The sequence below is a fragment of the Paenibacillus sp. CECT 9249 genome (genome assembly GCF_918697855.1).
Classification (GTDB): Bacteria; Bacillota; Bacilli; order Paenibacillales; family Paenibacillaceae; genus MSJ-34.
The window spans coordinates 1-11,464 of the sequence record NZ_CAKKLI010000043.1; the positions used below are offsets into that span (position 1 = coordinate 1).

The 11,464-nt window shown below is 52.8% G+C and carries 12 protein-coding genes; 6 read left to right on the forward strand and 6 right to left on the reverse strand.

The genetic code is table 11. The annotated features are described in order from the left end of the window. Window positions 1-334: 334 nt before the first annotated feature. Window positions 335-553 (reverse strand): DUF2905 domain-containing protein, encoded by a 219-nt coding sequence (locus LQ229_RS21510; RefSeq protein WP_230192882.1) that lies wholly within the window; start codon window positions 551-553, stop codon window positions 335-337. A gap of 164 nt (window positions 554-717) precedes the next feature. Here LQ229_RS21510 and LQ229_RS21515 point away from each other — a divergent pair, with 164 nt between their 5' ends. Continuing rightward, window positions 718-1,206 (forward strand): GAF domain-containing protein, encoded by a 489-nt coding sequence (locus LQ229_RS21515; RefSeq protein ID WP_216538017.1) that lies wholly within the window; start codon window positions 718-720, stop codon window positions 1,204-1,206. A gap of 51 nt (window positions 1,207-1,257) precedes the next feature. Beyond that, complete coding sequence (locus tag LQ229_RS21520; RefSeq protein WP_230192883.1) at window positions 1,258-1,824, forward strand: uracil-DNA glycosylase; 567 nt, start codon at window positions 1,258-1,260, stop codon at window positions 1,822-1,824. On the opposite strand, the gene LQ229_RS21525 is transcribed toward LQ229_RS21520, so the two are convergent. Beyond that, entirely contained in the window at window positions 1,809-2,711 is a 903-nt protein-coding gene (locus LQ229_RS21525) for a LysR family transcriptional regulator (RefSeq protein ID WP_230192884.1), read from the reverse strand. The genes LQ229_RS21520 and LQ229_RS21525 overlap by 16 nt on opposite strands. A 148-nt stretch (window positions 2,712-2,859) precedes the next feature. Between LQ229_RS21525 and LQ229_RS21530 the strand changes: the two genes are divergently transcribed. The 3 genes from LQ229_RS21530 (at window position 2,860) to LQ229_RS21540 (ending at window position 5,124) form a co-directional block, all read left to right on the forward strand. Then, window positions 2,860-3,507: an HAD-IA family hydrolase gene (locus LQ229_RS21530; protein ID WP_216538014.1), complete on the forward strand. Its 648-nt coding sequence runs from the start codon at window positions 2,860-2,862 to the stop codon at window positions 3,505-3,507. Window positions 3,508-3,708: 201 nt separating this feature from the next. After that, a complete protein-coding gene (locus LQ229_RS21535) occupies window positions 3,709-4,686 on the forward strand; it encodes a diaminopimelate dehydrogenase (protein ID WP_216538065.1) in 978 nt (325 codons plus the stop codon). A gap of 69 nt (window positions 4,687-4,755) precedes the next feature. Beyond that, window positions 4,756-5,124, forward strand: coding sequence for a DUF488 family protein (locus LQ229_RS21540; RefSeq protein WP_216538013.1), 369 nt, complete (start codon window positions 4,756-4,758; stop codon window positions 5,122-5,124). Window positions 5,125-5,160: 36 nt separating this feature from the next. Here LQ229_RS21540 and ilvA read toward each other — a convergent pair whose 3' ends face one another. The 3 genes from ilvA to LQ229_RS21555 all read right to left on the reverse strand — a co-directional run bounded on the left by ilvA (window position 5,161) and on the right by LQ229_RS21555 (window position 8,126). Continuing rightward, window positions 5,161-6,426 (reverse strand): threonine ammonia-lyase IlvA, encoded by a 1,266-nt coding sequence (ilvA, locus tag LQ229_RS21545; RefSeq protein WP_230192885.1) that lies wholly within the window; start codon window positions 6,424-6,426, stop codon window positions 5,161-5,163. A gap of 79 nt (window positions 6,427-6,505) precedes the next feature. Continuing rightward, window positions 6,506-6,700: a hypothetical protein gene (locus LQ229_RS21550; RefSeq protein WP_230192886.1), complete on the reverse strand. Its 195-nt coding sequence runs from the start codon at window positions 6,698-6,700 to the stop codon at window positions 6,506-6,508. A gap of 79 nt (window positions 6,701-6,779) precedes the next feature. Then, window positions 6,780-8,126 (reverse strand): MFS transporter, encoded by a 1,347-nt coding sequence (locus tag LQ229_RS21555; protein ID WP_356711601.1) that lies wholly within the window; start codon window positions 8,124-8,126, stop codon window positions 6,780-6,782. A 301-nt stretch (window positions 8,127-8,427) separates the two neighbouring features. Here LQ229_RS21555 and thpR point away from each other — a divergent pair, with 301 nt between their 5' ends. Further along, complete coding sequence (gene thpR / locus LQ229_RS21560; protein ID WP_216538009.1) at window positions 8,428-9,015, forward strand: RNA 2',3'-cyclic phosphodiesterase; 588 nt, start codon at window positions 8,428-8,430, stop codon at window positions 9,013-9,015. Window positions 9,016-10,005: 990 nt separating this feature from the next. Here thpR and LQ229_RS21565 read toward each other — a convergent pair. After that, window positions 10,006-11,463: a VanW family protein gene (locus LQ229_RS21565; protein ID WP_230192887.1), complete on the reverse strand. Its 1,458-nt coding sequence runs from the start codon at window positions 11,461-11,463 to the stop codon at window positions 10,006-10,008. Window position 11,464 lies beyond the last annotated feature (1 nt).

Genomic DNA, 11,464 nt, shown 5'->3' on the forward strand with positions numbered 1-11,464 from the left:
ATTGATACACCAAAAAGCTTTCGACCTATGATCTGCCCATATTAATTACCCCAAAAACGGATACAGTTTGCAACTCTATTTTCATTTATGGCGATGGTCGTCAGGCCATGGGGGATTTGTGTGAAAAATCGTACGGAATGTGCGGTGCCTGGATCGAGTCACACGATTTAATACGAAATTTCATACACAAATCGGCGACTCGCCCTGATTCCGTATGTTTCACAGAAACTCCTTACTCATTTCCTGCTACGTTACGTTCTCCACGCCAAAACTATCCCAACGAATCGAGGCTCTCTTTGGGGACGCTAACCTGATTATGGAATCGGCTGTCCTCTTATTTAAACAATCGAAACAGGTACATTACGATCGAAGCGACAACGCTAATCACAATGCAAGTCACGATTGGGAAATAAAATGTAAAATTTTCCTTCTCGACGACAATGTCCCCCGGAAGCCGACCGAATTGCAGCCATTTGCCGCCAAATGCCCAGACGGCCCCGATCACGATCAAGACAATACCTGCGATGATTAACAGTTTCGGCATGTTATCCACTTGGAAAATCTCCTTTAGAGGTTATTCTAAAAGTCCTCTCCTGATCAAGTTGACTTTTTGAACACGTATTTTATTTATGAATATACAACGACTTTCCCATTCTATATAATGATTAGCAGCAATGCATTTGCGAATACGTACCCGTGACCGAAGAGGTGAATCGAATGTTTCAATCGTTGCAATATACAGGCAGTTTGGAAGACAATTACGAGACGCTGCTGCGGCAGTTGGACGCGTTGCTGGAAGGCGAGACGAGCCTGATCGCCAACCTGGCCAACGCCTCGGCGCTGCTGAACCAATTTTTAAACGAAGTGAATTGGGTCGGTTTTTATTTGACGGAAGACGATAGCGGCGAATTGGTGCTAGGTCCGTTCCAAGGCTTGCCCGCTTGCGTTCGTATCCCTTACGGCAAAGGCGTGTGCGGAACGGCGGCGGCCAAGGCCGAGACGATCGTTGTGGCCGATGTCCATGCGTTTCCCGGACATATCGCCTGCGACGCCGCATCCCGTTCCGAAATCGTCGTCCCATTAATAAAAGACGGCAAGGTGATTGGAGTGTTGGATATCGACAGCCCGATCGAAGGCCGCTTTCAAGAGGCCGACCGCATATATTTGGAAAAGTTCGCGGCAAAGCTGTTGGATCATCTAAGGTAGCCTCGGGAGAAACTACGGTTAACACGATCTGCCATAAGGAGGCGAAAGCCGTTGTTTCAACCGACCGTTTGGCCCGAGGATCCGCCTCCGGCAGAAGCCGTCCATTGCCGGAAGTGCGAGCTTGCCTGTCAACGTTCCCGAGTCGTTTGGGGAGAAGGCAATCCGGACGCTCCGATATGGATTATATTGGATAATCCCGGGGAACGGGAGGACCGCGAAGGCAACCCTTACGTCTGCGGCACCAGACAAACGCTGCAATATGCCGCTTACGAAGCAGGGTTTGCGCAGAACGACCTGTATGTGACTTATGTACTGAAATGCCGCCCGAGAAGAAAATATGATAAGCCGAAAGCGCGCGCGATCTGCATGCAGCACATGAAAGAGCAGGAAATGGCGAAGAAGCCGCAGCTGGCGCTCTGTTTGGGCAATGTGGCCGCACAATCCTATTTGGAAAATCCGGATGCCGACGTGCGAACGCTTCGCGGAACGTGGACCGAGGTGCGCGGCGTTCCGACTACGGTTTCGTATCACCCTCTCGCCGTCCGCCGCAGGCCGAATCTCATGCCGTACTTCTTGGAAGACTGGCGGCGTGTCGCCGCATACTACGGACGCGGCTGATGTCGTTTGGCGAATTCGGCCAAATGATCGGCGAATACGTTGACCGCCAGCGATTCGGACGGCTCGGCCGCTTGTACGATCGAGCAATTGCGCACGAAACGCCGGCTTTTCACTCGGATCGGGCATATTTCTCCTGCGTCCAGCGCCTTGTCTACAACGAGATGCGACAGGACGGAGATGCCGAGTCCCGAAGCGACCGCTTCCTTGACGCCTTGATTGCTGCTGAAAATGAAAGAATGCTTCGCGCGCAATTGCAACTGTTCGAGGACGCGGTCGGAAAACGCCCTTGTGCCGGACCCGCTCTCGCGGAAAATCCATATTTGATCCTGCAGCATCCCGGCTTCAACCGACGGCAGCAGCGTCAAAGGATGATCCGGCGGAGCGACCATAATCATTTCGTCTTCCATAAAATAACTTACTTGCAAATCCGAGTAATGCACTTGGCCTTCGACAAGGCCGAGATCGAGTTCGCCGCGGTGAACCGATTGGGCAATCTGTTCCGTGTTGGCGATAATCACTTGCACGTCTACCTGCGGGTGCGAAGCGGCAAATTGCGCCAGCACCCGGGGCAAAATATATTCGCCAAGCGTAAAGCTTGCCCCGATTTTCAGCGCGCCCGTTACGACGTCCTGGAGCAAACGAATCTGCTGCTTGGCTTCTTCGTACAGCGCGAGAATTTGTTTTGCACGTTGATACAAAATATTGCCCGCTTCCGTTACTTTTACATATTTGGGGGAACGATGGATCAACTTCGCGCCGAACTCGTTTTCCAAATTGCGGATATGCAAGCTGACGCCCGGCTGCGATATATTCAGCGCTTCGGCAGCGCGGGAAAAATGGCTGTGCTCTACAACGGCAGCATATACTTTTAATGTTTCCACGATCACCGTCTGAACCCTCCGATGTTTCTGAAGTAGTTCCATTGTATCTTTTTTACCATAAAGCTACAATGCGGCGTAGCCAGATGCGGTGCAAACCTGTTAAAATGGTACTTGTCCGCAGCAAACATTTTATGATGAAAGGGGAGGAAGGCCTGTGGTGAAGTATGTTGTCTTCGATTTCGACGGGACGTTAGCCGATTCTAGAAATATTGTCATCGAATTGATTCAGGAGCTTGCTGCCAAATACGGATACGATCCGATTAAGGAAGAGGAGATCGAGCAACTGCGTTCGATGTCGTTAAAAGAGAAATGCCGCAGACTGGGCGTTCCGTTATATCGATTGCCTTCGCTCGCCGTCGAGTTTCAAACGAATTTTCGACAAAGAATCGGCAAACTTTCTTTCTTCGCGGGAATTCCGGATTTAATCCAATCATTGATTCGGCGGGGACTGAAGGTCGCTATTATTTCTTCGAACGCAGAGGAGAACATTAAAGAATTTCTGCAAAACAACGGCATGAAAGAATGGATTGACGATATTATTTGCTCCAGCAATTTATTCGGAAAAGACAAGGTGATCAACAAGTTTTTGAAAAAAACGAAGCTGCGTCCGGCCGACATCGTTTATGTGGGCGACGAGCATCGAGATATTGCGGCCTGCAAAAAATGCGACGTGAAAATCGCAGCCGTCTCGTGGGGCTTCGATACGGTCGACCTGCTCGAGAAGGCGGAGCCGGAGCGGATCGTCCATCAGCCTGATGAAATTTTACAATGGGTGGAAACGCTGAGAACGGCGGAATCATAAGCGCGAAAACATCTTCATTCGGATACCGGGGAAGATGTTTTTTTTCGTTGCGATCAATCTAAAACGAACCCATTTATATGCGTAAAAGTGCAAAAAAACTGTAGAATGCTCCCTTTGAAATGTCGATGGAGACTGCTATAATAATTTTTATGAACCGTATCGAATGTCAATAAATAATTTGTTTCAATAGGGGGATACATGATGGGCGCAACGATTAAAGTCGGCATTGTCGGCTACGGCAATTTGGGACGCGGGGTGGAACTGGCTCTGAAGCAAAATCCGGATTTTCAACTGGAAGCGATCTTTACGAGAAGACAACCGAGCGAAGTTTCGGGCAACGCTCTGATGAAGCATATTTCCGAAGCGGAGAACTATAAAGGAAAAATCGACGTCATGATTTTATGCGGCGGATCGGCTACGGATTTGCCGGATCAAGGGCCGCAATTTGCGGCGATGTTCAATACGGTGGACAGCTTCGACACGCATGCGAAAATTCCGGAATATTTCGAGAAAGTGAACGAAGCGGCGGTCAAGGCGGGCACGATCGGCGTCATCTCCACAGGCTGGGACCCGGGCTTGTTCTCCTTGAACCGGTTGCTGGCGCAAGCGGTATTGCCGGAAGGCAAAGAGTACACGTTCTGGGGCAAAGGGGTCAGCCAAGGCCATTCCGATGCGATCCGCCGCGTGGCAGGGGTGAAGCACGGCGTACAATACACGATTCCGAGCGAGGAAGCGGTCGGGAAGATCAGAGCGGGAGAGACGCCTGAATTAACGACCCGCCAAAAACATTTGCGCGATTGCTACGTCGTGGCCGAGGAAGGCGCCGATCTGGAGCGTATCGCCAACGAGATTAAATCGATGCCGAACTATTTCGACCAATACGACACGAACGTAACGTTTATTAGCGAAGAAGAGCTGAAAGCGAACCATTCGGCGATGCCGCACGGGGGGCTTGTGTTTCGCAGCGGCAAAACGGGGGCGAACAACACGCAAATTATCGAATTCGGCCTGAAATTGGACAGCAATCCCGAATTCACGGCGAGCGTTCTCGTCGCTTGCGCCAGAGCGGCTTATAAACTGTCCTCCGAAGGGCAGTCCGGGGCGAAGACGGTATTCGATATCCCGTTCGGATATTTGTCGCCGAAATCGGCGGCGGACTTAAGAAAAGAATTGTTGTAATATAGTGCGGGCGCGTATCCGACAGGATATGCGCCTTTGCTCTATTCGCGGGGGTGAAGGAGTGCCGATATGAAACCGATCTATCTAAAACGAATATACGATGCGCCGGACATAGCGGACGGCAAACGCATTTTGGTGGACCGGATTTGGCCGAGAGGGATGAGCAAGGAGCGGGCCGGGCTCGCGTTATGGATGAAGGAGATCGCACCGAGCCGGGAACTAAGAATTTGGTTCGGCCACGATCCCGGGAAGTTCGCGGAATTTCGGAAGCGGTATAGGCAAGAACTGGACGGCGATCCGGAGAAACGGCAGTTGGTGCGGCAGCTTCGATCGTGGGCGGAGACGGAGACGATTACGCTCGTCTATGCCGCGAAGGATGCGGCGCATAACCAAGCGGTCGTGTTGCGGGATCGGATTGCGGAAGAAACGGCGCTCTAGGCCGGCCGGCGGGCCGCTCGAGAGCGCCGTTTGCGATTAAATCAATAGATTGAAGAGAACCGGATCGTTATTGATCTCGGTATACTGGACGCCTTTCTTTTTCATCCGTTCGATCAAGGCGTCGTAATCTTCCTTATGCTTCAATTCGATGCCGACCAGCGCCGGACCGTTGTTTTTGTCGTTCTTCTTCGTATATTCGAACCGGGTAATGTCGTCGTTCGGACCGAGCACATCGTCGAGAAACTCCCGCAGCGCCCCCGCGCGTTGCGGGAAATTGATGACGAAGTAATGCTTCAAGCCTTCGTAGATGAGCGAGCGCTCTTTAATTTCCTGCATCCGGTCGATATCGTTGTTGCCTCCGCTGACGACACAGACGACCGTTTTACCTTTAATGTGGCCGCGGTACATATCTAGCGCGGCGATCGTCAACGCTCCCGCCGGTTCGGCGACAATCGCGTTTTCGTTATATAGATCGAGAATCGTCGTACATACTTTCCCTTCGGGCACGGCTACAATATCGTCGAGCACTTCCCGGCAAATGCGGAAGGTGAGATCCCCGACTCGTTTCACGGCCGCTCCGTCCACGAACTTATCGATATTGTCCAGCGCCACGATCGATTCCTGTGCGAACGATTCCTTCATGGACGCGGCACCTTCGGGCTCGACGCCGATCAGCTTCGTGTCCGGGCTGACGGCTTTCACGTAGGTGCCGACGCCGGACGCCAGCCCGCCGCCGCCGACGGTCACGAAGATGTAGTCCGCAGGCTCGTCCAGCTTCTCGATAATTTCCATGCCGACGGTGCCGTTGCCGGCAATGATCTTCGGATCGTCGAACGGATGAACGAACTTCATGCCATGCGTTTCGCAAGTTTTCACCGCTTCGGCATAGGCGTCGTCAAACGTATCGCCGGTCAGTATCACTTCGACGAACGAACCGCCGAAATTTTTCACCTGGGCAATTTTTTGACGCGGAGTCGTGCTCGGCATGAATATTTTTCCCTGAATTTGCAGCGCGTTGCAGGAAAAGGCGACGCCCTGCGCGTGATTGCCCGCGCTGGCGCAGACGATGCCTTGCTTCAGTTCTTCCGGCGACAAGCTGCGTATCAAATGATAAGCGCCGCGAATTTTGAACGATCGGACGACTTGCAAATCTTCCCGTTTCAAGTATACGTTGCACTCGTATTTATCCGACAATTTGGCGTCCCGCTGGAACGGGGTCTTATTGATCACATTTTTTAGGGCATGATGGGCGACAATGATTTCTTCCATGCTTACGGCTTTCGGGGCGGCATTCTGATTCATTTCGGGTCCCTCTTTTCTCTCTAAATAACGATTGTAGTAGTTATAACGCTAGCCGTCCCGATTTGTCAAGTTGCAGGATTCAAGCAAAAGAGTTGTAAGTAGCGAATTCGCCCGTCGGTTTGCGATATCCCCGCGGTCTTTCGCTCGAAACGTCGGCTTTGCCGATCGTCATCAGCATGACCGGCACATACTGTTCCGGGGCGTTCGGCGTTTCGCGCATCATGTTCGGATCGAAGCCGATCGTCAGTATTCGAATGGTATGCGGTTGATTCAAGGAGAAACGAAACTACTAGCGTTTGAGGAGAGGCTCTTCTCCGGAACGGACCGGAGAAGAGGAGTATGAGTATGATTCTTTAAGATTGCGGCGCGGAGGCGGAAGCTTCCCGCAGCTTCCGGTCGGAAGGAAGCAGTACCGTCAACAGCCCGAGCAGCGGCAAATAGGAGCAGCATTTCATGACGAAGCCGATGCTGGTCGCGTCGGCGAGATTGCCCAGCACGGCGGCGCCGATCCCTCCCAAGCCGAACGCCAGGCCGAAGAAAATGCCCGATACCATGCCGACTTTGCCCGGCAGCAGTTCATGCGCATAGACGAGTATAATCGAAAAGGCAGAGGCGAGAATGAATCCGGCGCAAATGAGCAAGATGATAGAGAACGCCAAGTTCGCATAAGGGAGCAGAAGCGCGAACGGAGCGGTTCCCAGAATGGAAAACCAGATCAAATTCCGTCTGCCGTACCGATCGGCCAGCATTCCCCCGAACACGAGCCCAAGGACGTTTGCAGCCAGGAAAGCGAATAATACCATTTGCGCCTGCTGGATCGATAAGCCGAAATGGTCGATCACAAAAAATGAATAATAATTGGTGATGCCTGCGACATAGACGTTTTTGGAAAAGACGAGCAGCATCAAAATCGTGATGGCGAACGCGACGCGCGTTTTGGACAAACCGCTTGTTACGGCAGGCTTTGCGGCGGCGCTCTTCCTCTTGACTTGCGAATAGGCGAGCTGCTTGCCGTACCAACCCGCAACGTAATACTGGATTAAAATCGCCGCGCCTGCAGCAATCGTAAACCAGATCGCGCCATGCTGTCCCAACCGGACAAATAAAAGCGCGGCCATAACCGGCGCGAGCGCCTGGCCGATATTGCCGCCGAACTGAAAGATCGATTGCGCGAGCCCTTTTTTCGGCCCGGCCGCTAAGTAGGAAACGCGCGACGATTCCGGGTGGAACACGGCGGAACCGATGCCGATCAGCATGACCGAAAGCAGGACGATCCAGAAGCTGGGCGCGATCGATAGCGCGGCTACGCCGAACAGGGTGAACAGCATCCCGATCGGCAGCAAATACGGTTTGGGACGAGCGTCGGTGTAGAGCCCGATGAGCGGCTGGAGTACCGAGGCGGTGGCGTTGATCGTGAACGAGATCAGTCCGATTTGCGTAAAGGTAAGAGCGAGCGAATCTTTCAAGATCGGAAAAATCGCGGGCACTACCGCTTGAATCGTGTCGTTCAGCAAATGCACGAGGCTGACGGCGAACAGAATCGGATAGACGGTTTGTAGCGGGCGCGCTGCTTGCGCGGCCTGTGCAATTGCCGGTTTTGTTGACATGTCGGTCACTCCCTGAAAATATAAAATAAAAAACCGATTCGCTCCTTCCGCCGATCGATGCGCGGCATGGGAGGAAAAGGTTTTTGCAGCCATTATTTTGGTTATTTTAATGCCGTTTCCAGAGGATTGTCAACAATTATTTTGTGGCTGTTTTCCGGCCGGGTGTGCGGCAAATCTTCGCAAGGCCGTTATTTTCCTTTTTTGTTTTTCCGGTCCGAAGTGCGGGTCGTCGTGTTTTGGCGGGCATGTCCTTGTTGTTTGGCCATCGTCGGTTTGTCACCCCCTCTTCCTTAGTATGAAGCGGAGGGGGAGTTCTATTCCGCATGGCGGAAACGTTCTTGATCCGAGAGCGCTATGCCGGTATAAACTTAGTTTGATAATAGGAGATGATTGCATGGATCAGAAAGAAATGCGCGTGTTTGTCGCTCTTCCCGTTCCTCAGGACATGCGTGCCGCTTTGAGCGAATGGTCCCGGCATCGGAAGCGGGAATTTTCGTTTCAAAAGTGGGTGCATCCGTCCGATTACCATATTACGTTGAAATTTCTGGGCAATACGGCTCCGGCCGTCATCGAGCGGCTGCACGGCGATCTCATGCGCATTGCCGTTGCGACCGATCCGCTGCGGTTTGCGCTGCATCATTTCGGCACGTTCGGCGAGAGTTCTTCGCCGCGCGTACTATGGGCTGCCGTGAACGGGGATGTGGAGCCGCTCCGCCGTTTGCAGCGCCAAGTGGAAGAGGCCTGCCGCGCTTACGGCTTCGAGCCGGAGAATCGCCCTTACCGCCCGCATATTACGCTCGCGCGGCGCTACCGGGGCGTGCAGCCGTTTCGCCCCGACGGGTTGTCGAGCGAATCCGGAACGCCGGTATCGGACGATTCGGTTCAATCCGTTGACAGTATGGTTCTGTACCAAACCCATATGAACCGCGAACCGATGTATGAGGCAATCGGGCGGTTTCCTTTTGCGGCGGGTTCATTATAAGCGGCTCCTGCGCTTGCTGTGGGGTCTCCGTTGGAAAACATCCAATTGAAATGGCCGATTTATAGGTAAAAGCGGGTCGCTATTGGAAATGATCCAATGGACTTCGTCTTTTCGCGTCCTTGTCCGATTTTTTGAAGATTTCATTGTACATTTTCCAATGAAAAGGTTGTATAGCGTAGGCAGAGCGGAGAAACATTGGACAAAATCCAATAGAGTCACACCGGCGTTACATATTATAGCCTTTCCAGCCGAGGGTAGCATAGGATGATCTATAGGTTAACGGATTTTGGAGGCTTTATTGCGTATCAAAACGCCGTCTTGGCGAAGTTAACGGGTTTTGAGGGCGCTATTTTGTCGAAACATCGCAAAACTTTACCTTCTCAGGCCGATCGCGGTATGATAACGGTTCGAAAATCCGTTAAGTCCGAAAAATCGACTGAAATTTGAAAAATAGGGCCTTGGAAATCCGTTATATTTTTGAGGCGCCGACCCAGCTAGAAAATGTAATGCAATTCTAATGCTAGTTTCATGGGAATGTAGCGGCATGCCTGGTTCGCGGACAGAGAATGCGTTATTTTGCGTTTTGTCTCCATATGGGACGGAAAGGCGGACAGACGATCCTCTATTTGTGGCAAATCGGCCTAAAATGACTCGTTTAGCGACAAATAACGGAACGTATGTCCGCATAACCTGCTTAAAAGCTCATTTTACCCGAAATAGAGGATTCTGTGTCCGGCTTCAAGCCGCCGCACTGTTACTGACGCCAATTCCAGGGGTAATGGAGCGCGGTGTTCGGGGTCTGAGCGCATACTGAGGCACGAGAGCGATGACGAGGCCCCGAGAGCGACGTCAAGGTCCGAGCGCGATGCCCGAGACCCGAGCGCGATGCCGAGGGCCTCACGTCAGGGTCCGAGCGCGATGCCCCGAGACCTGAGCGCGATGCCGAGATCTGAGTACGCATCAAAGTTGAGCGGCCTAACGCCCCCGGCCTCAAAAATTCGGGCCTCCGATGCCGTCTTCCACGATCCGCTGCGAATCGTCGTTCTTCTTCCCGTCCGAACCGCCTTCGCCGCCCGCATTGACGGCGACGAGCTTCGGCTGAGGCTGATACGTGTCCCGCGACACGCGCTTCGTATCGACGACTTTGCCGCCTTTGCGCTCGATGCGGTACGTGTCGACGACAAAGCCTTGTTTGCCGGCTTGCAGCACCTGCTCCTTGCCTGCGGGCAAGCTCGTGTTGCGCACGTATTTCACCGGTGGATCGAGCACTTTCACGGTTTCGGACTTCACTTCATAGGTTACGTCTTCCGGCAGCGTCCCGAACAGCTTGACCGTGAGCCGCTTATTTTCTACCGAGGTGCGGATGAGCAGCGATTTGCCCGTCGAATTTTTAAATCGAAAGTTGATATACCCATCCGCGAAGGTCGCGTCCTGCCCGATCGGCAAATAGCTGACAGGCAGCGAATGATTCCGTCTTTCCACGATTTCCAGGCCGGACAGCAGCGCGGCTTTGTACAGCGTGCTCGACACTTGGCAAATGCCGCCGCCGATCCCCGGCACGAGCTTGCCGTTATAGATCACCGGCGCTTCGCGGAAGCCGTATGTTTTCTCCGTCTCCGCGATTACCTTTCCGTAATCGAACACTTCGTCAGGCTCGAGAATCATGTCATGAATGGTGAGCGCCGCCGACGTCACATTATGCGACCGGCCTTCTTCGCTCGTTTCAAAGCTCGTCGTAAATTCGACGATTTTACGTTCGATCCCTTCCTCCTTGAGCGAGGCGACCGTAATGGCCGGCGGGGTTGAGGCGAGAGGCACGCGCAGCGAAATTTTGTTGCTATTATTCATGTCGTTGAACATTGTAAAATCGGCTGGCAGGATTTCCGCGATATTGCGCTCAAGCTCCGGCCATTCGATACGGTATGCCAACTGCTCCGGAACATAGCGCACCTCGTCGTCCTCGGTAATCCACCGGACCGCATCGACCGCGTCGCCCATCGTCCGCCGCTCCCAATCCGGGGTGAATACGGACTTGATCCGGCTTGCATCCCACGCCACCCGCAAATCGAAGCGAAGCGGCATCGAGTGGCGGTATTTGACGCGTTCCCACGTGTTTCCTTCCCATAAGCGCAAGATGCCGCTTTGCAGCTCGTCTTTATTGAACGTTACGCCCAACTGCTTGAACGTAAGCGTTTCGGACTTCGTTTTCGGCTCGCTTATCGTGAAGACGACTTGTTTATTCGCAAATCGTTCCTCGTAAACGTTTAATTTTTCGACAAATTGCTCCGCCGTCAACCCTCCGACTTCCCAATTGGCGATCCGGACGCCGGCCGGGATCGTCTTTTGCGACGCATAGCTATGCAGCCAACCCCACAATCCCACAACGATCAAAAAGACGAACGCGACAACGATAAACAAATAATGGACCCGTTTCAAGATCAGCTTCACC

Excerpts from the sequence above, each read along its gene's own strand:
- LQ229_RS21515 (WP_216538017.1), top strand. The coding sequence starts at position 718 with ATGTTTCAATCGTTGCAATATACAGGCAGTTTGGAAGACAATTACGAG.
- LQ229_RS21535 (WP_216538065.1), top strand. The coding sequence starts at position 3,709 with ATGGGCGCAACGATTAAAGTCGGCATTGTCGGCTACGGCAATTTGGGA.
- LQ229_RS21540 (WP_216538013.1), top strand. The coding sequence starts at position 4,756 with ATGAAACCGATCTATCTAAAACGAATATACGATGCGCCGGACATAGCG.
- ilvA (WP_230192885.1), bottom strand. The coding sequence starts at position 6,426 with ATGAATCAGAATGCCGCCCCGAAAGCCGTAAGCATGGAAGAAATCATT.
- LQ229_RS21555 (WP_356711601.1), bottom strand. The coding sequence starts at position 8,126 with ATGGCTGCAAAAACCTTTTCCTCCCATGCCGCGCATCGATCGGCGGAA.
- thpR (WP_216538009.1), top strand. The coding sequence starts at position 8,428 with ATGGATCAGAAAGAAATGCGCGTGTTTGTCGCTCTTCCCGTTCCTCAG.